17 protein-coding genes, 6 tRNA genes and 3 rRNA genes are annotated in these 25891 nt (G+C 55.4%); 21 read left to right on the top strand and 5 right to left on the bottom strand.

Going from position 1 to position 25891, the window contains the following annotated elements:
• Positions 1-32 precede the first annotated feature (32 nt).
• Both tatD and hemB read left to right on the top strand, forming a co-directional pair.
• Positions 33-815 (top strand): 3'-5' ssDNA/RNA exonuclease TatD, encoded by a 783-nt coding sequence (gene tatD, locus I6G83_RS08220; RefSeq protein ID WP_054306763.1) that lies wholly within the window; start codon positions 33-35, stop codon positions 813-815.
• A gap of 14 nt (positions 816-829) precedes the next feature.
• Positions 830-1852: a porphobilinogen synthase gene (hemB, locus tag I6G83_RS08225; RefSeq protein WP_054306750.1), complete on the top strand. Its 1023-nt coding sequence runs from the start codon at positions 830-832 to the stop codon at positions 1850-1852.
• Between the two features lie 257 nt (positions 1853-2109).
• Here the strand turns inward: hemB and rfaH are convergent, their stop codons facing one another.
• Complete coding sequence (gene rfaH, locus I6G83_RS08230; protein ID WP_054306816.1) at positions 2110-2598, bottom strand: transcription/translation regulatory transformer protein RfaH; 489 nt, start codon at positions 2596-2598, stop codon at positions 2110-2112.
• Positions 2599-2874: 276 nt separating this feature from the next.
• Here rfaH and pepE point away from each other — a divergent pair, with 276 nt between their 5' ends.
• The 3 genes from pepE (at position 2875) to fre (ending at position 5930) form a co-directional block, all read left to right on the top strand.
• The gene (gene pepE, locus I6G83_RS08235; protein WP_054306815.1) at positions 2875-3600 is read left to right on the top strand and encodes a dipeptidase PepE; all 726 of its coding nucleotides are present in this window, start codon (positions 2875-2877) and stop codon (positions 3598-3600) included.
• A gap of 80 nt (positions 3601-3680) precedes the next feature.
• Positions 3681-5177, top strand: coding sequence for a 4-hydroxy-3-polyprenylbenzoate decarboxylase (gene ubiD / locus I6G83_RS08240; protein WP_099050008.1), 1497 nt, complete (start codon positions 3681-3683; stop codon positions 5175-5177).
• A gap of 51 nt (positions 5178-5228) precedes the next feature.
• On the top strand, positions 5229-5930 hold the full coding sequence (gene fre, locus I6G83_RS08245) for an NAD(P)H-flavin reductase (RefSeq protein ID WP_015344208.1): 702 nt from the start codon (positions 5229-5231) through the stop codon (positions 5928-5930).
• Between the two features lie 151 nt (positions 5931-6081).
• On the opposite strand, the gene fadA is transcribed toward fre, so the two are convergent.
• Together fadA and fadB are read right to left on the bottom strand one after the other, a co-directional pair.
• Positions 6082-7245 (bottom strand): acetyl-CoA C-acyltransferase FadA, encoded by a 1164-nt coding sequence (gene fadA, locus I6G83_RS08250; protein ID WP_015344210.1) that lies wholly within the window; start codon positions 7243-7245, stop codon positions 6082-6084.
• Positions 7246-7255: 10 nt separating this feature from the next.
• Positions 7256-9445 (bottom strand): fatty acid oxidation complex subunit alpha FadB, encoded by a 2190-nt coding sequence (fadB, locus tag I6G83_RS08255; protein ID WP_015344211.1) that lies wholly within the window; start codon positions 9443-9445, stop codon positions 7256-7258.
• Positions 9446-9789: 344 nt separating this feature from the next.
• Here fadB and pepQ point away from each other — a divergent pair, with 344 nt between their 5' ends.
• From pepQ to birA, 11 genes are all read left to right on the top strand, one after another.
• The gene (gene pepQ / locus I6G83_RS08260) at positions 9790-11121 is read left to right on the top strand and encodes a Xaa-Pro dipeptidase (protein ID WP_015344212.1); all 1332 of its coding nucleotides are present in this window, start codon (positions 9790-9792) and stop codon (positions 11119-11121) included.
• On the top strand, positions 11121-11735 hold the full coding sequence (locus I6G83_RS08265; RefSeq protein ID WP_054306813.1) for an IMPACT family protein: 615 nt from the start codon (positions 11121-11123) through the stop codon (positions 11733-11735). The genes pepQ and I6G83_RS08265 overlap by 1 nt, the downstream gene beginning before the upstream one ends.
• A gap of 34 nt (positions 11736-11769) precedes the next feature.
• Positions 11770-13221: a Trk system potassium transporter TrkH gene (trkH, locus tag I6G83_RS08270; protein WP_054306812.1), complete on the top strand. Its 1452-nt coding sequence runs from the start codon at positions 11770-11772 to the stop codon at positions 13219-13221.
• Between the two features lie 21 nt (positions 13222-13242).
• Positions 13243-13764 carry a menaquinone-dependent protoporphyrinogen IX dehydrogenase gene (gene hemG, locus I6G83_RS08275; RefSeq protein ID WP_054306811.1) on the top strand — a complete coding sequence of 174 codons (522 nt, stop codon included), beginning with the start codon at positions 13243-13245 and terminating at the stop codon, positions 13762-13764.
• 404 nt (positions 13765-14168) lie between these two features.
• Positions 14169-15710 (top strand): 16S ribosomal RNA (locus I6G83_RS08280).
• A gap of 74 nt (positions 15711-15784) precedes the next feature.
• A tRNA-Ile gene (locus I6G83_RS08285) sits at positions 15785-15861 on the top strand.
• A 129-nt stretch (positions 15862-15990) separates the two neighbouring features.
• Positions 15991-16066 (top strand) — tRNA-Ala (locus I6G83_RS08290).
• A 203-nt stretch (positions 16067-16269) separates the two neighbouring features.
• Positions 16270-19177, top strand: a 23S ribosomal RNA gene (locus I6G83_RS08295).
• Positions 19178-19280: 103 nt separating this feature from the next.
• Positions 19281-19396: ribosomal RNA gene (rrf, locus tag I6G83_RS08300) — 5S ribosomal RNA — on the top strand.
• The 16S, 23S and 5S rRNA genes sit together here with 2 tRNA genes alongside, the layout of an rRNA operon.
• Before the next feature lie 422 nt (positions 19397-19818).
• Positions 19819-20856, top strand: a complete 1038-nt coding sequence (gene murB, locus I6G83_RS08305) for a UDP-N-acetylmuramate dehydrogenase (RefSeq protein ID WP_054307934.1) — start codon at positions 19819-19821, stop codon at positions 20854-20856.
• Positions 20853-21815: a bifunctional biotin--[acetyl-CoA-carboxylase] ligase/biotin operon repressor BirA gene (gene birA, locus I6G83_RS08310; protein ID WP_054307933.1), complete on the top strand. Its 963-nt coding sequence runs from the start codon at positions 20853-20855 to the stop codon at positions 21813-21815. The genes murB and birA overlap by 4 nt, the downstream gene beginning before the upstream one ends.
• Before the next feature lie 42 nt (positions 21816-21857).
• Here birA and coaA read toward each other — a convergent pair whose 3' ends face one another.
• Both coaA and I6G83_RS08320 read right to left on the bottom strand, forming a co-directional pair.
• Positions 21858-22808, bottom strand: coding sequence for a type I pantothenate kinase (coaA, locus tag I6G83_RS08315; protein ID WP_015344218.1), 951 nt, complete (start codon positions 22806-22808; stop codon positions 21858-21860).
• Between the two features lie 220 nt (positions 22809-23028).
• Positions 23029-23577, bottom strand: coding sequence for a GNAT family N-acetyltransferase (locus I6G83_RS08320; protein WP_015344219.1), 549 nt, complete (start codon positions 23575-23577; stop codon positions 23029-23031).
• 396 nt (positions 23578-23973) lie between these two features.
• On the opposite strand from I6G83_RS08320, the gene I6G83_RS08325 reads away from it, so the two are divergent.
• The 5 genes from I6G83_RS08325 (at position 23974) to tuf (ending at position 25797) form a co-directional block, all read left to right on the top strand.
• Positions 23974-24049: transfer RNA gene (locus I6G83_RS08325), tRNA-Thr, on the top strand.
• Between the two features lie 26 nt (positions 24050-24075).
• Positions 24076-24160, top strand: a tRNA-Tyr gene (locus tag I6G83_RS08330).
• 185 nt (positions 24161-24345) lie between these two features.
• A tRNA-Gly gene (locus I6G83_RS08335) sits at positions 24346-24420 on the top strand.
• 6 nt (positions 24421-24426) lie between these two features.
• Positions 24427-24502: transfer RNA gene (locus tag I6G83_RS08340), tRNA-Thr, on the top strand.
• Between the two features lie 110 nt (positions 24503-24612).
• Positions 24613-25797, top strand: coding sequence for an elongation factor Tu (gene tuf, locus I6G83_RS08345; RefSeq protein WP_015344220.1), 1185 nt, complete (start codon positions 24613-24615; stop codon positions 25795-25797).
• Positions 25798-25891: the final 94 nt, after the last annotated feature.

Here is a 25891-nt window from a genome sequence, read left to right on the forward strand (position 1 = left end):
CCCAGATGGGCGGCTTCTGTTTTGGAAAAGCCATGTTTGATATCGGTGTTAACCTGACCAGTTCGCAGTTTGCCAAAGATGCCGCTCAGGTGGTTGAGCGCGCCCGAGAAGCCGGCGTCACGGGGATGCTGATTACCGGCACCGACCTGTCGGAGAGTGAGGCGGCCAGCGCGCTGGCGCAGCATCACCGCGGGTTCTGCTGGTCCACCGCGGGCGTGCATCCGCATCAGGCCAGCGGCTGGAGCGACGAGGTTGCGCAGCAGATAGGCGCGTTGGCCGCTAGAGAGGAAGTCGTGGCCATCGGCGAGTGCGGGCTGGATTTTAACCGCAACTTTTCTACGCCGCAGGAGCAGGAGGCGGCGTTCAGCGCGCAGCTGGCGCTGGCGGCAGAGCTGGAGCTGCCGGTATTTTTACACTGCCGGGATGCGCATGAACGCTTTGTCGCGTTGCTGAAACCCTGGCTGGATAAACTGCCCGCCGCCGTCGTGCACTGCTTTACCGGTAATGCGGAGGAGCTGGCGAGCTGTCTGTCGCTGGGGTTGTCCGTCGGCATTACCGGCTGGGTCTGCGATGAGCGTCGCGGCCTGGAACTGCGCGCGCTGCTGCCGAACATTCCTGCCGACCGGCTGCTGCTGGAAACCGACGCGCCGTATCTGTTGCCGCGGGATTTGCAGCCCAAACCTGCTTCGCGTCGTAATGAACCCTGTTTTCTGCCCCACATCGTCCGTCAGGTGGCTACCTGGCGCCAGGAAGATCCGCAGTGGCTGGCGCAGGAAACCGATCGTAACGCCCGCCGGTTATTCCGGCTGGCATGAGTCAGGAGAAGAGTATGAGCTATGCGTTTCCGGGCACTTTCCCGGGGCGTCGCATGCGTCGCGTGCGTCGCCATGATTTCAGCCGTCGCCTGGTGGCTGAAAACCAGCTGAGCGTTAACGATTTGATTTATCCGGTTTTCGTGATGGAAGGCAGCCAACGTCGGGAGGAGGTCAGCTCCATGCCGGGCGTGGCGCGGATGTCCATCGACCTGCTGGTTAAAGAGGCGGAAGCCATTGCCAAACTTGGCGTGCCGGTGATTTCGCTGTTCCCGGTGATTGATTCCGCGCAGAAATCCCTGCATGCGGAAGAAGCCTATAACCCTGATGGTCTGGTGCAGCGCACGGTGCGCGCGCTGAAGGATGCGGTGCCTGAGCTGGGCATCCTGACCGATGTGGCGCTGGATCCCTATACCACGCACGGTCAGGACGGCGTGATTGATAACGACGGCTATGTGATTAACGACGTCACCAAAGAGATTTTGGTGCGTCAGGCGCTGTCGCATGCGGAAGCCGGCGCGGAAATTGTCGCCCCGAGCGATATGATGGACGGGCGCATCGGCGCCATTCGCGACAGCCTGGAGCAGCAGGGGCTGATCAATACGCAGATTATGGCCTACTCTGCCAAGTATGCTTCCTGCTATTACGGCCCGTTCCGCGATGCGCTGGGTTCCAGCGGCAACCTGAAGGGCGGCAACAAGAAAACCTATCAGATGGATCCGGCCAATAGCGACGAAGCGCTGCAGGAAATTGCGCAGGATCTGCAGGAAGGGGCGGATATGGTGATGGTGAAGCCGGGTATGCCGTATCTGGACGTGGTGCGCCGCGTGAAGGATAACTTTGGCGTGCCGACGTTCGCCTATCAGGTGTCCGGCGAGTATGCGATGCATATGGCGGCGATCCAGAACGGTTGGCTGCAGGAGCAACCGGCGATTATGGAGTCGCTGATGTGCTTCAAACGCGCCGGCGCCGATGGCGTGCTGACCTATTTCGCCAAGCGCGTGGCCCAGTGGCTGCATGATGAAGCAATGCGGCGCTGATTGGCTGCCCGATGGAAGATAAAAAGGCGCCCTGCGGCGCCTCAGACTGCTGACAAAGCCTGTTATTAGGGAGAGCGTGGTGATGGGGTCGTAGCGGCGGAAGCCGCCGGACAAATTTGCCGGGAGCAAATTTGAACAACCGTAAGGTTGGCTCGTAGAGTGGGACGCAGGGATGTGTCCCATAGTACCCCTCGTTACGCTAGGCCCGAGTATCTCGGACTCTCAGACCACTTTGTCATCAACCTCAGGCGCCTTGTTTACATCTTTTCAAACTGCTTGTTATCCAGGCTTTGCGTCACCTGTTTGTTAATCAGGTTCAGCAGCAGCATCGAGCGTGCTTCGCCGTCCGGCTCGGTATAAATGGCCTGCAGACCTTCGAACACGCCGTCGGTAATCAGCACGGTATCGCCCGGCTGCGGCGTTTCCGGGTCAACATAGGTGTCGCTGGTATGGGTGCGCAGCTCTTCGATAACCGTATGTGGAATGGTTGTTGGCAGCGAACCAAAGCGGACAAAGTGGCTGACGCCGCGCGTCGCGCTGATGGTCGTGGTGTGGATCCGCTCAGGATCGAACGCCACAAACAGGTAGTTGGGAAACAGCGGTTCATTCACCGTGGTGCGCTTGCCGCGCACAATCTTTTCCAGCGCGATGATCGGGCTAAAACAGCCCACCGCCTGCCGTTCCAGGTGTTCCTGTGCCCGCAAGAGCTGGCCGCGTTTACAATAGAGTAAATACCAAGATTCCATAATTTCACATGCCTTTCTGTCAGCCGTTAAGCATAGCAAAAGCCATTACGGATACCTAGGCCAAGCCCCACAATAGTGAAACGGGGTTAATCGGAGAAAACCCAGTCTCGCTGGCGCAGATCGTGCTTAATCGGCAGCATTTGGCGTGCTGTCATACACATATCTGCCGTGCCCGGGTATAACTGGGGGCACAAAATTTGTTACCGTGAGCAGTATGGCAAAGCGCAGCGAGCGTCTATGTGATGTTATTCATCCTTCTGAAGATAAGGGACAGCAATGGAACTATTTCTACTGAGCAACGGTAAGCTTTCCGGCGAGGCGGAACTGCTGGGCTACGCCAAAGAGCCTCTGCTGGAGATGGTTGCCCGCCGGCGTCTCACCTCTGCGCTGCTGATCCCTTACGCGCTGATCCGCAGCGATTACGATGAACGCGCGCGGGAGCTGACGCAGACGCTGGGCATTCCCGTCTCCAGCATTCACCACGCGGCTTCGCCGGCGGCAGCGGTTGAACAGGCGGAGTGCATTCTGATCAGCGGCGGCAACAGCTGGCTGTTGAACCAGCTGCTGCATGAAAATGGCCTGATCGTCCCCATTCAGCGCGCGGTGCGTGAACGTCATGTGCCGTACGTCGGCTGGAGCGCTGGCTGCAATGTTGCGACGCCGAGTATTCGTACCACCAATGATATGCCGGTACGCAACAGCGTCGTGCTGCCGTCGTTAGGGCTGTTCCCGCTGCAGATTAATCCGCACTATATCGATGCGCATATCAGCGGCCATATGGGGGAAACGCGCGATGAACGCCTGGCCGAGTTCTGTGCGGTCAACCCGAGCGAATCCGTCGTGGCGCTGCGCGAAGGCAGTCTGCTGCACGTCCGCGACAATACGCTGAGCTATATCAGCGCGCGCGGCCAAGGGTACAAGCTGTTTCGCCATAACACGGCGACGCAGGAACATCAGGATACGCTGGCGCTGCAGGCGCTGGTGCCGTTCGACTGTCACTGACAGCGCCGCGGCGCTGTTTAACAAAATTGCAGCATCAACCGTGAAGAGGGCTTATAATGCCCGCCTCACTGGCCGTTATAATGAACAGTATGAAATACCGTGACTTACGCGATTTCCTCTCGTTGCTGGAAAAGAGAGGGGAACTAAAACGCATCAGCCAGCCTATCGATCCCTATCTGGAAATGACGGAAATTGCCGATCGCACCCTGCGTGCGGGCGGCCCGGCGCTGCTGTTTGAAAACCCGAAAGGCTATGACATGCCGGTGCTGTGCAATCTGTTCGGCACGGCAAACCGTGTGGCGATGGGCATGGGCCAGGAAGACGTCAGCGCGTTGCGCGACGTGGGCAAGCTGCTGGCGTTTCTGAAAGAGCCTGAGCCGCCGAAGGGCTTCCGCGATCTGTTCGACAAGATGCCGAAGTTCAAGCAGGTGCTGAACATGCCGACCAAAGTCCTGGGATCGGCGCCCTGTCAGGAACAGGTGTGGCAGGGTGAGGATGTCGATCTTGGCCGCATTCCGGTGATGCATTGCTGGCCGGAAGACGCCGCACCGCTGATTACCTGGGGGCTGACCGTGACCCGCGGGCCGGAGAAAGAGCGTCAGAACCTGGGGATTTACCGTCAGCAGGTGCTGGGCAAGAACAAGGTGATTATGCGCTGGCTGTCGCACCGCGGCGGCGCGCTGGATTACCAGGAGTGGTGTCAGGCGCACCCCGGCGAGCGCTTCCCGGTATCCGTGGCGCTGGGGGCTGACCCAGCCACCATCCTTGGCGCGGTGACGCCGGTGCCGGATACACTGTCCGAATACGCCTTCGCCGGGCTGCTGCGTGGTAATAAAACCGAAGTCGTCAAATGTATTTCCAACGATCTGGAAGTGCCCGCCAGCGCGGAAATCGTGCTCGAAGGCTATATTGAGCCGGGAGAAATGGCGCCGGAAGGGCCATACGGCGACCATACCGGTTACTACAATGAAATCGACCATTTCCCGGTATTCACCGTTACACATGTGACGCAGCGTCGTGACGCCATTTACCATTCCACCTATACTGGCCGTCCGCCGGATGAGCCGGCGGTGTTGGGCGTGGCGTTGAATGAAGTCTTTGTGCCGATTCTGCAAAAACAGTTCCCGGAAATCGTCGACTTCTATCTGCCGCCGGAAGGCTGCTCCTACCGCCTGGCGGTAGTCACCATCAAGAAGCAGTATCCGGGCCATGCCAAACGTGTGATGATGGGCGTTTGGTCGTTCCTGCGTCAGTTTATGTACACCAAGTTCGTGATTGTTTGCGATGACGACGTCAACGCGCGTGACTGGAATGATGTGATTTGGGCGATTACCACACGCATGGATCCGGCAAGGGATACCGTGATGGTGGAAAATACGCCGATCGACTATCTGGACTTCGCCTCGCCGGTTTCCGGGCTGGGTTCGAAGATGGGGCTGGACGCCACCAATAAATGGCCGGGGGAAACCCAGCGCGAGTGGGGTCGTCCGATCGTGATGGATGAAAAGGTGCGTGCGCGCATCGATGAGATCTGGGACGAACTCGCAATCTTCAGTGACAGGGAGCCGACGTTGTAGCGTCAGCGCCCTGTTCTCAGTTTTGCATTGATGACCCGACAGAGGGAACGCATGACAATATTGAGCTGTAAAGTGACCTCCGTAGAGGCCATTACCGATACCGTTTATCGGGTACGTTTGGTGCCGGAAGCACCGTTTTCATTCAAGGCCGGACAATATTTGATGGTGGTGATGGACGAGCGCGACAAGCGTCCGTTCTCACTGGCCTCCACGCCGTCGCAGCAGGAATATATTGAGCTGCACATTGGCGCTTCTGAGCTGAACCTGTACGCCATGGCGGTGATGGACCGTATTTTGAAAGAGCAGGCGATTACCGTCGATGTGCCGCATGGCGACGCCTGGCTGCGTGAGGACGGCAGCCGTCCGCTGGTGCTGATCGCCGGCGGAACCGGCTTCTCGTACGCACGTTCCATTTTGCTGACCGCGCTGGAACAGCAGCCGGATCGCGATATTGCGATTTACTGGGGCGGCCGTGAACTGCAGCATCTGTACGATCTGAGTGAGCTGGAAGCGCTGTCGCTGCAGCATCCGAATCTGAAGGTGATCCCGGTGGTGGAGCAGCCGGACCCTGAATGGCGCGGCCGCAGCGGCACGGTATTGAGTGCGGTGCTGCAGGATTACGGTTCGCTGGCCGAGCACGATATTTATATCGCCGGGCGTTTCGAGATGGCGAAAATCGCCCGCGAGCGCTTCTGCGCAGAGCGCGGTGCGCAGGCCTCGCGCATGTTTGGCGATGCTTTCTCGTTTATCTAAGCGGGATGCGGTACGGGTCGTAACCAGGGGTGGCGTAAGTCGCCCTATTTTTTTGCCGGTGAAACGACGGGAAGAAAAAACCCGCCCCTGACAGGCGGGAAACACGGCAACTAAACTGAGCTGCCGGCCCGGCGGGCCGGCAAAGGGTGTGTTATACGCGTTCGAACACGGTGGCGATGCCTTGGCCCAGGCCGATGCACATGGTGGCCAGGCCAAACTGCGCGTCGCGCCGTTCCATCAGGTTCAGCAGGGTAGTGGAGATACGTGAACCGGAGCAGCCCAGCGGGTGACCAAGCGCAATGGCGCCGCCGTTCAGGTTGACCTTATCGTCCAGGCTATCCAGCAGCCCCAGATCCTTGATGCAGGGCAGCGACTGCGCGGCGAAGGCCTCATTCAGTTCGAACAGATCGATGTCCTGCGTGGTCAACCCGGCGCGCTTGAGCGCCAGTCGGCTGGCAGGCACCGGGCCGTAGCCCATGATGGACGGATCGCAGCCCACTACCGCCATCGAGCGGATGCGTGCACGCGCTTTCAGCCCCAAGGCCTTGGCGTGCGATTCGCTCATCAGCAGCATGGCGGAAGCGCCGTCCGACAGGGCGGAGGAACTGCCGGCGGTCACCGTGCCGTTCAGTGGATCGAAGGCCGGACGCAGTGCGGCCAGGCTTTCCACCGTGGTTTCCGGACGGATCACTTCATCAAAGTCGTAGCGCGTCAGGACGCCATCGGCATCGTGACCGGTGGTGGCGACGATCTCCGCTTTAAAATGGCCGGCCTGCGTGGCGGCATAGGCGCGCTGGTGTGAGCGTGCGGCGAACTCATCCTGCATCTGGCGGCTGATATCATGCATCTTGGCCAGCATTTCTGCGGTCAGCCCCATCATGCCGGCAGCCTTGGCGACCGAGCGGCTGAGGCCGGGGTGGAAGTCCACGCCGTGGTTCATCGGCACGTGGCCCATATGTTCGACGCCGCCGATCAGGCTGACCTGCGCATCGCCGACCATAATGGCGCGTGCGGCGTCGTGCAGCGCCTGCATGGAGGAACCGCACAGGCGGTTAACGGTAACGGCGGGCACCGTATGGGGAATTTCCGCCAGCAGCGCGGCGTTGCGCGCCACGTTAAAGCCCTGTTCCAGCGTCTGCTGTACGCAGCCCCAGTAAATATCATCAATCGCGCTGGGTTCCAGCGCCGGATTGCGGCTGAGCAGCGTACGCATCAGGTGGGCGGACAGATCCTCGGCGCGTACCTGACGGAAGGCGCCGCCTTTTGAGCGGCCCATCGGCGTACGGACGGCGTCAACAATAACTACGTTTTCCATCTTTATGACCTCATGCCGGTTGGCCAGTGGAGACATCCGCGATCGGCGCCGTCACCGGGTAGTAGCTTTCATTACGTTCGGCTTTGGCGCGCAGGCCGGCCGGGACCTGGTACAGCGCGCCCAGATGTGCGTAACGCTGCGCCATTTCAACGTAATGGGCCGTGCCCATGGTATCCAGGTAGCGGAATACGCCGCCGTGGAACGGCGGGAAACCGATGCCGTAAACCAGCGCCATATCGGCTTCCGCCGGGCTGGCGATGATGCCTTCTTCCAGACAGCGCACCACTTCGTTAATCATCGGAATCATCATGCGCGCGATGGTTTCTTCGGCGCTGATGTTTTGCCGCGGCTGGCTGACTTCCGCCAGCAGCGTATCGGTTTGTTCATCGTTCTCTTTACGCGGTCTGCCTTTGTTATCCTGGCTATAGCGGTAGAACCCCAGCTGATTTTTCTGGCCGAAACGCTGGTTGTCGAACATCACGTCGACCGCGTCACGGTAATCTTTGCCCATGCGTTCAGGGAAGCCGGCGGCCATCACCGCCTGGGCGTGATGTGCGGTATCGATGCCGACCACGTCCAGCAGATAGGCCGGGCCCATTGGCCAGCCGAACTGTTTTTCCATCACTTTATCGACCTGACGGAAATCGGCGCCGTCCCGCAGCAGCAGGCTGAAGCCGGCAAAGTAAGGGAACAGCACGCGGTTGACGAAGAAGCCCGGGCAGTCATTGACCACGATCGGCGTTTTCCCCATGCGTGACGCGTAGGCCACTACGGCGGCAATGGTGTCGTCGCTGGTGCGCTCGCCGCGGATAATTTCTACCAGCGGCATACGGTGCACCGGGTTAAAGAAGTGCATACCGCAAAAGTTTTGCGGGCGCTGCAGCGATTTTGCCAGCTCATTGATCGGAATGGTCGAGGTGTTGGAGGCCAGCACCGTTTCTTCGCCGATCAGGCTTTCCACTTCGCTCAGCACCGCGGCTTTGACCTTCGGATTCTCCACCACCGCTTCGACGATCACCTGGGCGCGTTCGATCCCGGCGTAGTCCAGCGTTGGCTGAATGGTTGCCAGCACGCCGGCCATTTTCATGCCGTCGAGCTTGCCGCGCTCCAGCTGTTTGTTCAGCAGTTTGGCGGCTTCGCCCATGCCGAGCGTCAGCGATTTCTCACTGATATCCTTCATCAGCACCGGCACGCCTTTTAATGCGGACTGATAGGCGATGCCGCCGCCCATAATGCCGGCGCCCAGCACTGCGGCCTGCTTCGGCGCGGCATGGTCTTTCGCCAGTTTTTTCGCCTGACCTTTCACAAACTGGTCGTTGAGGAAGATGCCGACCAAGGCCCGCGCTTCATTGGAACGCGCCAGCGGCACAAAGCTGGCGGTCTCCAGCTTCAGGGCTTCATCGCGCCCCAGTTTGGCGGCGGCTTCAATGGTTTTCACCGCGGTCATCGGCGCCGGGTAGTGTTTGCCGGCGGTTTGCAGCACCATGCCTTTGGCGGTGGTAAAGCTCATCGCTGCTTCAATCGGGCTGAGCTTCAGCGGCTCCAGCTTCGGCTGGCGGCTGGCGCGCCAGTCCAACTGTCCGTCGATGGCCTGCTGCAACATCTGCCGCGCGGCGTCCGCCAGTTTTTCCGGCGCGACGACCGCATCGACCAGGCCGACTTTCAGCGCCTCTTTAGCGCCGATGTCTTTACCGGCGGCAATAATTTCCAATGCGCTGTCGTTGCCGAGCAGACGCGGTAGACGTACTGAGCCGCCGAAGCCCGGCATGATGCCGAGTTTGGTTTCCGGCAGGCCAATGCGCGCATCCGGCGTTGCCACGCGGAAGTCTGTCGCCAGCACGCATTCGCAACCGCCGCCCAGCGCATAGCCGTTAATAGCGGAAATGGTCGGCACCGGTAAATCTTCCAGGCGGTTGAAAATAGAATTGGCGTAGGCCAGCCAATGCTGCAGTTTTTCCGCCGGGGCGGCGAACAGTGACAGGAATTCGGTGATATCGGCACCGACGATAAATGCGTTTTTGTTGGAACGCAGCAGCAGCCCTTTCAGCCCGGCATGTTTCTCCAGGACGTCGAGCGCTTCGCCCAGCGCGGCAACGGTACGGGTATCCAGCTTGTTGACCGAGCCTGGGGCATCAAACACCAGCTCGGCGATACCGTTCTCGAGCTCGTGCAGTTGTAATGTTTCGCCTTGGTAGAGCATGTCTATCTCCTGAATCAGCGCGTATGATCTGGTATGACCAGATGAAAGTGAGTGTGGTTTTAATGTTAAAAATATGCAAATCAGAAATTGATTTTTTGCTGCGCCGATCACAAGGAATAATCATATTTAATTGATTTTTATAGTTATTATATTTTATGTGCTTTAGTGCATCTGGCTGATGCAGTATCGTTTTTTCACCGATGGCCATAGCGATGGTTTATCTGGCCGGATCGGCATGGTTAACAGTTTGCGAGGCGTTTCGCATGCCTGAGGTGGCGGGGTTGGAGTGCGTAATCAGTGTGTTAAGATGGCGTATTCCGTTCTAAGGGCATAAAGGTACTGTGATGGAAACGCTGGCTTCTTTGTATAACGAACATCTGAATGAACTGCAAAACCGCGCGCGCGACGTGTTGGCGCGCAATAAACTGGACGCGCTGCTGATTCATTCCGGTGAGTTGTTGCGGGTATTTCAGGATGATCACCACTATCCGTTCAAGGTCAACGCGCATTTTAAAGCGTGGGTGCCGGTGACGTCGGTGCCGAACTGCTGGTTGTGGATTGATGGCGTTAACAAGCCGAAGCTGTGGTTCTACTCGCCGGTAGACTATTGGCACAGCGTCGAGCCTTTACCGAATAGTTTCTGGACGCAGTCTGTCGAGTTGATACCGTTGGCCAATGCCGGCGATATCGGCCAGCTTCTGCCCGCGCAGCGCGAGCGCGTCGGCTATATTGGCTACGCTCAGCAGCGGGCGCGGGAACTGGGCATTGCCGCAGACAATATCAATCCGCAGGCGGTGCTGAACTACCTTGATTTCCACCGGTCGATTAAAACCGGTTATGAGCAGGCCTGCATGCGCGCCGCGCAGAAAACGGCGGTGACGGGGCATAAGGCCGCACGTGAAGCCTTCCTGTCCGGCATGAGCGAGTTCGATATCAATCAGGCCTACCTGACCGCGACCGGCCACCGCGACACCGACGTGCCTTACGGCAATATCGTGGCGCTGAATGAACACGCCGCCGTACTGCATTACACCACGCTTGACCATCAGCCGCCGTCCGACATGCGCAGCTTCCTGATCGATGCCGGGGCGGAATATAACGGCTACGCGGCGGATTTGACGCGAACCTATGCGGCGGACGGAGACAGCGACTTCGCCGCGCTGATTAAGGATCTCAACGCTGAACAGCTGGCGTTGATCGATACGCTGAAGCCCGGCGTGCGTTATACCGATTACCATGTGCAGATGCACCAGCGTTTGGCCGGCCTGTTGAAGAAACACCGTCTGGTGAATGACATCAGCGAAGAGGCGATGGTTGAGCAGGGTCTTACCTGCCCGTTCCTGCCGCACGGTTTGGGTCACCCGCTGGGTTTGCAGGTGCATGACGCCGCCGGCTTTATGCAGGATGAAAACGGCACCCACCTGGCGGCGCCGGCCAAGTATCCGTTCCTGCGCTGTACGCGGGTGTTGCAACCGGGCATGGTGCTGACCATTGAGCCGGGGCTGTATTTTATCGAGTCTCTGCTGGCGCCGTGGCGTAGCGGCGAGTTCGCCAAGCACTTTGCCTGGGAGCGCATTGATATGATGAAGGCTTACGGCGGCATCCGTATTGAAGATAACGTCGTGATTCATGACAAGCGGGTGGAAAACATGACGCGCGATCTTCATTTGGCGTGATGGAGGCATACCCGGTTCCTGCCGACGGCGTCAGCGTCAGTGAGGAGATAAAGAAAAGCCGCTTTATTACGATACTGGCGCCGACCTGCGGTGTTGATGCTGCCAAAGCATTTATTCAGCAGGTCAAAGAGGAACATCCCACGGCCCGGCATCACTGCTGGGCCTTTGTCGCCGGTGCGCCGGGGGATTCGCAGCAGCTGGGTTTTTCTGACGACGGCGAGCCCTCCGGCACGGCGGGTAAGCCGATCCTGGCCCAGTTGATGGGCAGCGGCGTGGGGGAAATTACCGCGGTGGTGGTCCGCTACTACGGCGGGATCAAATTAGGCACCGGCGGTTTGGTCAAAGCCTATGGCAGCGGGGTGCAGCAGGCGTTAAAGCAGCTGCCGCTGGTCAGCAAAGTGCCGCAGTTGGAATATACTTTGCAATGCGACTATGCGCAGCTGGCGTTGGTTGAGAATCTGCTGCAGCAAATGGAAGGACGGATTCTGCACGGCGAATACGGTGCGGATGTCATACTGCATCTGGCCCTGCCGGCAACGGAAACCGTGGCCTTTGGGAATAAATTACGTGATCTGAGTCGCGGTAATTTGCAATTAACCCCCATTTCGCAATAATTCCCTCCAATTAAATTGCTAAGGATCGTGTGAAATGCATTTTCGCGCCATAACCCGTATCGTAGGTGTATTGGTCATCTTATTCTCCGGGACAATGTTCCTCCCCGGACTGGTGGCGTTGATTTACCGCGATGGCGCGGGGCGGGCATTTACGCAGACCTTCTTTGTTGCCCTAACTATCGGCCTGCTGCTGTGGTGGCCGAACCGTAAGCAAAAGCATGAGCTGAAGCCGCGCGAAGGGTTTCTGATCGTGGTGCTGTTCTGGACGGTGCTGGGCAGCGTGGGGGCGTTGCCATTTCTGTTCTCCGAGCGGCCCAATCTTTCGCTTACCGATGCGTTTTTCGAATCCTTTTCCGGCCTGACCACCACCGGCGCCACCACGCTGGTGGGGCTGGATTCGCTGCCTAAAGCCATTTTGTTCTACCGGCAGATGCTGCAGTGGATGGGCGGGATGGGGATCATCGTGCTGGCGGTGGCTATTTTGCCTATCCTCGGCGTCGGCGGGATGCAGCTGTACCGTGCAGAAATGCCTGGGCCGCTGAAAGACAATAAAATGCGCCCAAGGATTGCGGAAACGGCGAAAACCCTATGGCTGATTTATGTGCTGCTGACCGTGGCCTGTGCGCTGGCGCTGTGGGGAGCAGGGATGTCGGCGTTTGACGCCATTGGCCACAGCTTTTCCACCATCGCCATTGGCGGTTTCTCTACCCACGACGCCAGCATCGGCTATTACGCCAGTCCGACGATTAACACCATTATCGCCGTATTCCTGTTGATCTCCGGCTGTAACTACGGCCTGCACTTTGCGCTATTGAGCGGCCGCAGCCTGAAGGTCTATTGGCGCGATCCTGAATTCCGCATGTTTATCTTTGTGCAATTGACGCTGGTGGTGGTGTGTTCGGTGATCCTGTGGGGACACGGCGTCTATCAGTCGGGTATGGAAACGATCAATCAGGCGTTTTTCCAGGTAGTTTCCATGGCGACGACGGCAGGCTTTACCACCGACAGCATTGCCAAATGGCCGTTGTTCCTGCCGATGCTGCTGCTGTGCTCCGCCTTTATCGGCGGCTGCGCCGGTTCCACCGGCGGCGGCCTGAAGGTGATCCGTATCTTGCTGCTGTATCTACAGGGCTCGCGAGAACTAAAAAGACTGGTGCACCCCAATGCGGTGTATACCATTAAGCTGGGTAACCGCGCGTTGCCCGAACGTATATTAGAAGCAGTATGGGGTTTCTTCTCTGCTTACGCGCTGGTGTTTATTGTCAGCATGCTGGCGATTATCGCCACCGGCGTGGATGATTTCTCCGCCTTTGCTGCCGTGACCGCTACGCTGAACAACCTGGGCCCCGGCCTGGGAGTTGTCGCCGATAACTTTACGACCATGCCGCCGCCGGCGAAGTGGATACTGGTGTTGACGATGCTGTTCGGGCGCCTTGAAGTTTTCACACTGCTGGTTCTGTTTACGCCGACCTTCTGGCGTGAATGATCCTGGATAAGGAGTAACGCCATGAAGGCACTGATTCTCTATTCGAGTCGCGATGGGCAGACTCACGCCATTGCCTCTTATATTGCGAGTAAGCTGCAAGAGGCGATGTGCTGCGATGTGGTTGACCTGCTTCAGGCGGAAAGCATCGACCTTGGGCAGTATCAACGCATCATGATTGGCGCCTCGATTCGCTACGGGCATTTTCATCCTGCGTTGGATAAGTTTGTAAAACGCCATGCCGAACGTTTGAACCATATGTCGAGCGCTTTCTTCTCCGTCAATCTGACGGCGCGCAAGCCGGACAAACGTTCGCCGCAAACTAACCCTTATACGCGTAAGTTCCTGCTCGCTTCGCCGTGGCAACCCAAACAGTGCGCAGTCTTTGCCGGTGCGCTGCGTTATCCGCGTTACCGCTGGTTCGACCGTATTATGATTCAGTTCATTATGCGTATGACGGGGGGAGAAACGGATAGCAGTAAAGAAGTAGAGTATACAGATTGGCGTGAGGTCGAACGTTTTGCCCAGGAATTCCGCCAGCTTTAGTATGAAAAGCGACAAAAACGCTGCCTTGAGCAGCGTTTTGTTGAAAAAGAAGGCAGTTGAAAAGTTTTTTTAAATTAGGGGTTGCGGCGTTCTGAGAACTCCCTATAATGCGCCTCCACTGACCGGGAACAACGACTGACAAGCCGCCGGGTCAGCGAGAGGAAAGCGAAATAAACGCTTGACTCTCCGGGCGAAAGGCGTAGTATACGCAGCCCGCGCCGATGAGAATTATCTCTGGCGATGCTCTTTAACAATTTATCAGACAATCTGTGTGGGCACTCACAAGACGATATCCAGCATCTTTGGATGCAAAAAAATATCAAGTCTTGAAGAGTGACTAACTGAAGTAAAATTCATGCAGTAAATCTTTGAGCAACAGCTATTAACTTAGCGAATCAAGCTTTTAATTGAAGAGTTTGATCATGGCTCAGATTGAACGCTGGCGGCAGGCCTAACACATGCAAGTCGAGCGGCAGCGGGAGGAAGCTTGCTTCCTCGCCGGCGAGCGGCGGACGGGTGAGTAATGTCTGGGGATCTGCCCGATGGAGGGGGATAACCACTGGAAACGGTGGCTAATACCGCATAACGTCGAAAGACCAAAGTGGGGGACCTTAGGGCCTCACACCATCGGATGAACCCAGATGGGATTAGCTAGTAGGTGGGGTAATGGCTCACCTAGGCGACGATCCCTAGCTGGTCTGAGAGGATGACCAGCCACACTGGAACTGAGACACGGTCCAGACTCCTACGGGAGGCAGCAGTGGGGAATATTGCACAATGGGCGCAAGCCTGATGCAGCCATGCCGCGTGTGTGAAGAAGGCCTTCGGGTTGTAAAGCACTTTCAGCGAGGAGGAAGGTGGTGAGCTTAATACGCTCATCAATTGACGTTACTCGCAGAAGAAGCACCGGCTAACTCCGTGCCAGCAGCCGCGGTAATACGGAGGGTGCAAGCGTTAATCGGAATTACTGGGCGTAAAGCGCACGCAGGCGGTTTGTTAAGTCAGATGTGAAATCCCCGAGCTTAACTTGGGAACTGCATTTGAAACTGGCAAGCTAGAGTCTCGTAGAGGGGGGTAGAATTCCAGGTGTAGCGGTGAAATGCGTAGAGATCTGGAGGAATACCGGTGGCGAAGGCGGCCCCCTGGACGAAGACTGACGCTCAGGTGCGAAAGCGTGGGGAGCAAACAGGATTAGATACCCTGGTAGTCCACGCCGTAAACGATGTCGATTTGGAGGTTGTGCCCTTGAGGCGTGGCTTCCGGAGCTAACGCGTTAAATCGACCGCCTGGGGAGTACGGCCGCAAGGTTAAAACTCAAATGAATTGACGGGGGCCCGCACAAGCGGTGGAGCATGTGGTTTAATTCGATGCAACGCGAAGAACCTTACCTACTCTTGACATCCAGAGAACTTTCCAGAGATGGATTGGTGCCTTCGGGAACTCTGAGACAGGTGCTGCATGGCTGTCGTCAGCTCGTGTTGTGAAATGTTGGGTTAAGTCCCGCAACGAGCGCAACCCTTATCCTTTGTTGCCAGCGGTTCGGCCGGGAACTCAAAGGAGACTGCCAGTGATAAACTGGAGGAAGGTGGGGATGACGTCAAGTCATCATGGCCCTTACGAGTAGGGCTACACACGTGCTACAATGGCGTATACAAAGAGAAGCGAACCTGCGAAGGCAAGCGGACCTCATAAAGTACGTCGTAGTCCGGATTGGAGTCTGCAACTCGACTCCATGAAGTCGGAATCGCTAGTAATCGTAGATCAGAATGCTACGGTGAATACGTTCCCGGGCCTTGTACACACCGCCCGTCACACCATGGGAGTGGGTTGCAAAAGAAGTAGGTAGCTTAACCTTCGGGAGGGCGCTTACCACTTTGTGATTCATGACTGGGGTGAAGTCGTAACAAGGTAACCGTAGGGGAACCTGCGGTTGGATCACCTCCTTACCTAAAGATATCCTGACTGTGCAGTGTCCACACAGATTGTCTGATGAAAAAGTAACGAGCAGAAATACCTTTATAGGCTTGTAGCTCAGGTGGTTAGAGCGCACCCCTGATAAGGGTGAGGTCGGTGGTTCAAGTCCACTCAGGCCTACCAAATTCTTCCTTATGCTGCGTTATGCTCCCGGTCGTTTACCGACGTAAACTTCCCGGTCGCATGCCTTGCCTAAGAAAGAATTAACTCTTTGCGAGTTGGTAATAACAAAGGTATTGCACGCGATTATATGGGGCTATAGCTCAGCTGGGAGAGCGCCTGCCTTGCACGCAGGAGGTCAGCGGTTCGATCCCGCTTAGCTCCACCATATAAGTCCGAATATCAATACTTCAGAGTATATTGGCGACAGTATGCTGCGAAGTATTTTGCTCTTTAACAATCTGGAACAAGCTGAAAATTGAAACATGACGGCTGAAACTTGTCCCTCCGTAGAAGTTTGGGATAAGGAGTAACCTGTCATAGAGTCTCTCAAATGTTTGCAGCGCGAAGTGAAACATCTTCGGGTTGTGAGGTTAAGTGACTAAGCGTACACGGTGGATGCCTAGGCAGTCAGAGGCGATGAAGGGCGTGCTAATCTGCGAAAAGCGTCGGTAAGGTGATATGAACCGTTACAACCGACGATACCCGAATGGGGAAACCCAGTGTGTTTCGACACACTATCCTGTCATGAATACATAGTGGCAGGAGGCGAACCGGGGGAACTGAAACATCTAAGTACCCCGAGGAAAAGAAATCAACCGAGATTCCCCCAGTAGCGGCGAGCGAACGGGGAACAGCCCAGAACCTGAATCGGCTTGTGTGTCAGTGGAAGCGTCTGGAAAGTCGCACAGTAAAGGGTGATAGTCCCGTACACGAAGATGCACAGGTCGTGAGTTCGATGAGTAGGGCGGGACACGTGTTATCCTGTCTGAATATGGGGGGACCATCCTCCAAGGCTAAATACTCCTGACTGACCGATAGTGAACCAGTACCGTGAGGGAAAGGCGAAAAGAACCCCGGCGAGGGGAGTGAAATAGAACCTGAAACCGTGTACGTACAAGCAGTGGGAGCATCCTTCGGGGTGTGACTGCGTACCTTTTGTATAATGGGTCAGCGACTTATATTTTGTAGCAAGGTTAACCGAATAGGGGAGCCGTAGGGAAACCGAGTCTTAACTGGGCGTCTAGTTGCAAGGTATAGACCCGAAACCCGGTGATCTAGCCATGGGCAGGTTGAAGGTTGGGTAACACTAACTGGAGGACCGAACCGACTAATGTTGAAAAATTAGCGGATGACTTGTGGCTGGGGGTGAAAGGCCAATCAAACCGGGAGATAGCTGGTTCTCCCCGAAAGCTATTTAGGTAGCGCCTCGTGAACTCATCTTCGGGGGTAGAGCACTGTTTCGGCTAGGGGGCCATCCCGGCTTACCAAACCGATGCAAACTCCGAATACCGAAGAATGTTATCACGGGAGACACACGGCGGGTGCTAACGTCCGTCGTGAAGAGGGAAACAACCCAGACCGCCAGCTAAGGTCCCAAAGTCATGGTTAAGTGGGAAACGATGTGGGAAGGCACAGACAGCCAGGATGTTGGCTTAGAAGCAGCCATCATTTAAAGAAAGCGTAATAGCTCACTGGTCGAGTCGGCCTGCGCGGAAGATGTAACGGGGCTAAACCATGCACCGAAGCTGCGGCAGCGACGCTTAGGCGTTGTTGGGTAGGGGAGCGTTCTGTAAGCCGTTGAAGGTGGCCTGCGAGGGTTGCTGGAGGTATCAGAAGTGCGAATGCTGACATAAGTAACGATAAAGCGGGTGAAAAACCCGCTCGCCGGAAGACCAAGGGTTCCTGTCCAACGTTAATCGGGGCAGGGTGAGTCGACCCCTAAGGCGAGGCTGAAAAGCGTAGTCGATGGGAAACAGGTTAATATTCCTGTACTTGGTGTTACTGCGAAGGGGGACGGAGAAGGCTAGGCTAGCCGAGCGACGGTTGTCTCGGTTTAAGCGTGTAGGGGGAGTGACCTGGTAAATCCGGTCGCTTGTTAACCCTGAGGCGTGATGACGATGCACTACGGTGCAGAAGTAGTTGATGCCAAGCTTCCAGGAAAAGCCTCTAAGCTCCAGGTAACACGAAATCGTACCCCAAACCGACACAGGTGGTCAGGTAGAGAATACCAAGGCGCTTGAGAGAACTCGGGTGAAGGAACTAGGCAAAATGGTGCCGTAACTTCGGGAGAAGGCACGCTGGCGCGTAGGTGAAGTCCCTTGCGGATGGAGCTGAAGCCAGTCGCAGATACCAGCTGGCTGCAACTGTTTAATAAAAACACAGCACTGTGCAAACACGAAAGTGGACGTATACGGTGTGACGCCTGCCCGGTGCCGGAAGGTTAATTGATGGGGTTATCCGTAAGGAGAAGCTCTTGATCGAAGCCCCGGTAAACGGCGGCCGTAACTATAACGGTCCTAAGGTAGCGAAATTCCTTGTCGGGTAAGTTCCGACCTGCACGAATGGCGTAATGATGGCCAGGCTGTCTCCACCCGAGACTCAGTGAAATTGAACTCGCTGTGAAGATGCAGTGTACCCGCGGCAAGACGGAAAGACCCCGTGAACCTTTACTATAGCTTGACACTGAACATTGAGCCTTGATGTGTAGGATAGGTGGGAGGCTTTGAAGTGTGGACGCCAGTCTGCATGGAGCCATCCTTGAAATACCACCCTTTAATGTTTGATGTTCTAACTCGGCCCCGTGATCCGGGGTGAGGACAGTGTCTGGTGGGTAGTTTGACTGGGGCGGTCTCCTCCCAAAGAGTAACGGAGGAGCACGAAGGTTAGCTAATCACGGTCGGACATCGTGAGGTTAGTGCAAAGGCATAAGCTAGCTTGACTGCGAGAGTGACGGCTCGAGCAGGTGCGAAAGCAGGTCTTAGTGATCCGGTGGTTCTGAATGGAAGGGCCATCGCTCAACGGATAAAAGGTACTCCGGGGATAACAGGCTGATACCGCCCAAGAGTTCATATCGACGGCGGTGTTTGGCACCTCGATGTCGGCTCATCACATCCTGGGGCTGAAGTAGGTCCCAAGGGTATGGCTGTTCGCCATTTAAAGTGGTACGCGAGCTGGGTTTAGAACGTCGTGAGACAGTTCGGTCCCTATCTGCCGTGGGCGTTGGAAGATTGAGAGGGGTTGCTCCTAGTACGAGAGGACCGGAGTGAACGCACCACTGGTGTTCGGGTTGTCATGCCAATGGCACTGCCCGGTAGCTAAGTGCGGAAAAGATAAGCGCTGAAAGCATCTAAGCGCGAAACTTGCCTCAAGATGAGTCTTCCCTGGGACCTTGAGTCCCCTGAAGGAACGTTTAAGACTAAGACGTTGATAGGCTGGGTGTGTAAGTGCAGCGATGCATTGAGCTAACCAGTACTAATGAACCGTGAGGCTTAACCTTACAACACCGAAGGTGTTTTAGAGAGATTGGTTTGAATTTTCAGTGAAGTTCCGAGATTGGTTCTGATGGCTACGGAGTAGCGGTCGGGATAAAACAGAATTTGCCTGGCGGCAATAGCGCGGTGGTCCCACCTGACCCCATGCCGAACTCAGAAGTGAAACGCCGTAGCGCCGATGGTAGTGTGGGGTCTCCCCATGCGAGAGTAGGACACTGCCAGGCATCAAATAAAGTAGAAAGCCTCATGCGAAAGCATGAGGCTTTTTGCGTTTGGCATCAATAAATATCCGATAATATCCCTTATGACGACTTAGTAATAATACATATGGTTGGGTTATTGTTTATTCATTAGATGTTCATCTATTGGGGTAACATATAAACCTGCAATAAATTACTATGCTAATAAGCAATGTATTTATATGTTTCCCTGTGTTTTTGTTATTTCTTCTCTTACGATCAAACGCATTTCCCATCGCCGCATCATTGAATTTATTGCGATCTTTCATCCAGATAGCCTGCCCGTTGCTGCATTCGGTTTCATGATTTTGGCGATGCGGCACGCATTGTTAAAAAACAAATAATAGCCACAAGATTTTATTCGAGTAGACTAAGTACAATTTATTCCGGAATGGGTATTCAATATCATGTCTAGTGAAAGCGCGTCTTTAAAAAATCACAATACCTTTGCGCTCCCGGTTAACGCAGCGCAATTGGTCATTGCTGAAAACATTGAGCTAATGATTAAGGTCTGGCAGAAGACGAAAAAACGTCAAGAGCCGCTGCTGGTTCTTGGAGAGGGCAGTAATGTCCTGTTTTTAGAAGATTTTGCTGGTACGGTCATGATTAACCGCCTGCACGGCATTAAGGTCAGGGAAGAAGAGGATAGCTGGCATCTCCATGTCAGTGCCGGTGAAAGCTGGCATGAACTGGTAAAAAGAACGCTCGACGGTGGCATGCACGGTTTGGAAAATCTGGCCCTGATACCTGGCTGTGTTGGTTCTGCGCCTATTCAAAATATCGGCGCTTATGGCGTTGAATGGAAAGATGTCTGTGAATACGTCGACCTGCTTAATCTGACGACCGGCGAGATTGACAGGATGGTGCCCGAACGCTGCAACTTCGGCTACCGGGAAAGTATTTTCAAACATCAGTTCAAAACCGGCCATATCATTGTTGGCGTGGGTATACGGCTGAATAAGCAATGGCAACCGCTATTGAGCTATGGCGATCTGACCAAGCTGGATAAAGAGACGGTAACGCCGCGCCAGGTATTTGATGCGGTTTGCGCGATGCGTCGCAGTAAACTGCCCGACCCGCGAGAAACCGGCAACGCCGGCAGCTTTTTCAAGAATCCGGTGGTGGAGAAGGAGCATGCGGCAGAGCTGTTAGCCGTTCATCCTGGCATGCCGCACTTCCCGCAGGCGGATGGCCGGGTGAAGTTGGCGGCGGGGTGGCTGATCGACCAGTGTGCGTTAAAAGGTTATCGTATTGGCGGCGCTGCAGTGCATAGCAAGCAGGCGCTGGTATTGATTAACCAGGATAATGCCGTCAGCCAGGATATCGTTGCGCTGGCGCGTCATGTACGCAACACGGTTGCAGAGACGTTTAGCGTCTGGCTTGAACCTGAAGTGCGCTTTATTGCGGCGACGGGAGAAGTAGACGCCGTAGAGGCTATTTCATGAGAGACACGACGGTTCCATTAAAGCTCATCGCCATGCTGGCCGATGGAGATTTCCATTCGGGTGAACAGCTGGGTGAATATCTGGGCATGAGCCGTGCCGCGGTTAACAAGCACATTCAAACCGTCAGAGAGTGGGGCGTAGACGTGTTTACCGTCCCGGGGAAAGGCTACAGCCTGCCGGCGCCGATTCAACTCCTGGAAGCGCAGCGTATTGCTGCGTTGCTGGATGAAAAGCAGGTGACCGTACTGCCGGTGGTGGACTCAACCAACCAGTATTTGCTCGATCGTATCGGCAGTCTGCAATCCGGCGATGCCTGCGTGGCTGAATATCAACAGGCGGGACGAGGTCGGCGCGGGCGCCAGTGGGTATCTCCGTTTGGCGCCAATCTCTATTTGTCGATGTTTTGGCGTTTGGAGCAGGGCCCGGCGGCGGCGATTGGTCTGAGCCTGGTGATCGGTATCGTGATGACCGAGGTGCTACAGCGTTTGGGCGCAGAAAAAGTTCGGGTGAAATGGCCGAATGACCTTTACCTGAACGATCGTAAACTGGCCGGCATCCTTGTCGAACTGACCGGTAAAACCGGCGATGCGGCGCAGATCGTTATCGGCGCCGGCATCAACCTGGCAATGCGCGATACGCATAGCGACAGTATTAATCAGGGCTGGATTAACCTGCAGGAGGCCGGGATCGCTATCGACCGCAACGAGCTTGCCGCCACGTTGCTTAACGAGATGCGTCAGTCATTACGGCAGTTCGAAAGCGAGGGGCTGGCACCTTTCATTACACGTTGGCGTGAGCTGGATAACTTTATCGATCGTCCGGTAAAACTCCTGATCGGCGAGCAGCAGATCTTTGGCATCGCACGCGGCATCGATCAGCAGGGGGCGCTGTTGCTTGAGCAAGATGGGGTGATTAAACCCTTTATCGGCGGTGAGATCTCATTACGCAGCGCCGAGTAATGCTGTTGTTTGCAGGGGACAAGGCTGCCCCCTGCAAACAGGCTATTTCCTGAGGCGCACATGCTCGACGGCGTGATTCGCGCTTTTCGTCATAATCAGACTGGCGCGCTCGCGGGTCGGTAAAATGTTCTGCTGTAAATTCAGTCCATTAATCTCATTCCATAGCTGAGTCGCGATTTTCACCGCTTCACTCTCGGAGAGTTTGGCATAGTTATGGAAATAAGAGTCTGGATTAGAGAACGCCCCTTGGCGGAACTTCAGGAAGCGGTTGATATACCAGGTTTGCAGCAGTTCGGCAGACGCGTCGACATAGATAGAGAAATCGACAAAATCCGAGACAAAGACGTGGTGTGGATCGTGCGGGTAGTCCATACCGCTCTGCAGTACGTTCAGACCTTCCAGAATCAGAATATCCGGCTGTTCAATGACTTTATTACCGTCGGGTACGACGTCATAAATCAGGTGTGAATAAACCGGTGCGGTGACGCGTTTAGCGCCTGATTTCACTTCTGAGACAAACTTCACCAGGCTATGCATATCGTAAGACTGCGGGAAGCCTTTCTTCTTCATCAGACCGCGTTCGTTCAGCACTTTGTTAGGGTGCAGGAAGCCATCGGTGGTGACCAGTTCAACGCTGCGGTGTTCCGGCCAGCTGCTAAGCAGCGCCTGCAGTAAGCGGGCGGTGGTGCTTTTACCTACGGCGACGCTGCCGGCGATGCCGATCACATAGGGGATTTTCTGCCCGTCGGTGCCAAGGAACTGCTCCAGAACGGCCTGGCGGCGCAGATTGGAACTGATGTAAAAGTTCAACAGTCGCGACAGGGGGAGGTAGATCTGCGCCACTTCCTCTAAAGAGAGATCTTCGTTAATCCCTTTTAGCTTAACAATTTCTTCTTCTGATAACGTCAGCGGCACTGAATCTCGCAACGCAGCCCATTGGGTACGATCGAACTGTAGATACGGCGTTGCTAAAGACTGCTCTCTTTTTATCATAAGCCAAATTCTGCCTGTTAACGCAGGTTGGGAAAGGCGCCGGACGCCAACTCCAGATAATAAACAAGCTGCATATTATAGACAGCTTCGTTTTTGGCGTAGACTTTTTTCAACTTTGTTGCCGATTACGCTGAGAGAATGGTAATTGTGCGAACGGGCGCGCACTTGTGAATGCGTGCGTTGCATGGCGGTATCATCAGGCAATGATACCGCGTGAGGCTCAGCTGGCCAGGGAGCGGGAGGCAGGATTGACCGCGAACAGGCGCTTATAATAAATCACGGTAGGATGGTAATAACCGTCGGGCGTGGCGGCGTAGTCCGGCAGTTCTCCGAGGCAGTGATATCCCATGGCGCGATACAGCGATTCGGCTACGCTGCCGGCTTGCGTATCGAGATAGAGCAGGCCACGCTGCTGCTGCAGCGCCGTATTTTCCACGGTCTTCATCAGGGTACGGCCGATGCCTTTACGACGCGCCTGGCTGTGCACCAGGAGTTTTTGGACCTCTGCACGGTTGCGTCCATTAGGTTTTTGGCACAGTTCCAGCTGCACGCAGCCGGTAACGCCGCTTTCGTCTCTGGCAATCCATAACAGCAGATCGCCTTTTGCCAGAGCCGGGCGCAGGCCGTGAAAGTAGTTGGCTGCCTCTTCTGGCGTAATGTCCTCGGTATAGCCGATTGATGCGCCCCCTTTTACGGCATCCAGCAGTAGAGCTGCCAACTCACTGCGATAGACCGGCAGCGTACTGGCATTTATCGGTACGATTTTCATCAACAACTCCTTGGTTAATGCGGGTAAAACATGCAAGCAATAAGCGCGCCAACCCAATGGAGTCATCGCTGATACCTTCGCGGGGCCGCAGGCGTTTGCGCGCTTGCATCATTATGGGGCGGCGTGACCCTTGGTGGTGCAAGTATCGAAGGGCGGGGAGGTGCTGCCTGTTGATCGCACTGAAACGGCCGACAGGCAGAAATATCGGCTCAAGGCTTGCAAAAAACGGATAAAATTATAGAGAATGGTCATGGCACTTGATGGTTATTTGCGCGCGGAGCGAGCTGAATCCGCTGCAAAATGCAAAAATCGGCTGTTTTGTGAGCGAAAGTACGCAGAACGCAATTTTTTTGTTGCATAGCCCGCGCTCTCTACCTAGAATGCGCTGCACTTGATGCCGGCTTAGCTCAGTAGGTAGAGCAACTGACTTGTAATCAGTAGGTCACCAGTTCGATTCCGGTAGCCGGCACCATCAAGTACCTTGTAGTTTAAAAATCTGGTGGGGTTCCCGAGCGGCCAAAGGGAGCAGACTGTAAATCTGCCGTCACAGACTTCGAAGGTTCGAATCCTTCCCCCACCACCATATTTAACCTTGGCAACAAGGTTAAACCGCACGGCAGGCAGTATGAATGCCGGGCGAGGAAGGAAAACCGGTTTGCACAGCATGTTTACAGGCTGTACAAAACGAAGGGTGAGGAAGCCAGCGACCAACCGTCCTTTCCCCATCCCAAATATCTACAGAAAAATCAGGTAGCCGAGTTCCAGGATGCGGGCATCGTATAATGGCTATTACCTCAGCCTTCCAAGCTGATGATGTGGGTTCGATTCCCACTGCCCGCTCCAAGATGTGCTGATATAGCTCAGTTGGTAGAGCGCACCCTTGGTAAGGGTGAGGTCGGCAGTTCGAATCTGCCTATCAGCACCACTTCTTATTTTCTCGTCCCCTGATTCTCTTTCTGTTCTGAATTCAGCAAGCATTAAGCTTGGTTGATGTGGTGATACCACCGATTTATCCGTGTCTTAGAGGGACAATCGATGTCTAAAGAAAAGTTTGAACGTACAAAACCGCACGTTAACGTCGGTACTATCGGCCACGTTGACCATGGTAAAACAACGCTGACCGCTGCAATCACTACCGTACTGGCTAAAACCTACGGCGGTGCTGCTCGCGCATTCGACCAGATCGATAACGCGCCAGAAGAAAAAGCTCGTGGTATCACCATCAACACTTCTCACGTTGAGTATGACACCCCGACTCGTCACTACGCGCACGTTGACTGCCCAGGGCACGCCGACTACGTGAAAAACATGATCACCGGTGCAGCGCAGATGGACGGCGCAATCCTGGTAGTAGCAGCGACTGACGGCCCAATGCCTCAGACCCGTGAGCACATCCTGCTGGGCCGCCAGGTAGGCGTACCTTACATCATCGTATTCATGAACAAATGCGACATGGTAGATGATGAAGAGCTGCTGGAACTGGTAGAGATGGAAGTTCGCGAACTGCTGTCTGCTTACGACTTCCCAGGCGACGACCTGCCGGTAATCCGTGGTTCCGCGCTGAAAGCGCTGGAAGGCGAAGCCGAGTGGGAAGCGAAAATCGTTGAGCTGGCAGAAGCGCTGGACAGCTACATCCCAGAGCCAGAGCGTGCTGTAGACAAGCCGTTCCTGCTGCCAATCGAAGACGTATTCTCCATCTCCGGTCGTGGTACCGTTGTTACCGGTCGTGTAGAGCGCGGTATCATCAAAGTTGGTGAAGAAGTAGAAATCGTAGGTATCAAAGACACCGTTAAGTCTACCTGTACTGGCGTAGAAATGTTCCGCAAACTGCTGGACGAAGGCCGTGCTGGTGAGAACGTAGGTGTTCTGCTGCGTGGTATCAAGCGTGAAGAAATCGAACGTGGTCAGGTACTGGCGAAGCCAGGTTCAATCAAGCCGCACACCCAGTTCGAATCTGAAGTGTACATTCTGTCCAAAGACGAAGGCGGCCGTCATACTCCGTTCTTCAAAGGCTACCGTCCACAGTTCTACTTCCGTACAACTGACGTGACCGGTACCATCGAACTGCCAGAAGGCGTAGAGATGGTAATGCCAGGCGACAACGTGAACATGAAAGTTACTCTGATTCACCCAATCGCAATGGACGACGGTCTGCGTTTCGCAATCCGTGAAGGCGGCCGTACCGTAGGCGCGGGTGTTGTTGCTAAAGTTATCGCTTAATCGCTGATAACATTTGACGCGACACGCGGTAAAAGGGCATCATTTGATGCCCTTTTTCTACGCTGTGAACTAGAACCTATCTCATCAGCGATTT

Origin of the sequence: Serratia rubidaea (genome assembly GCF_016026735.1) — a bacterium.
Classification (GTDB): Bacteria; Pseudomonadota; Gammaproteobacteria; order Enterobacterales; family Enterobacteriaceae; genus Serratia_B; species Serratia_B rubidaea.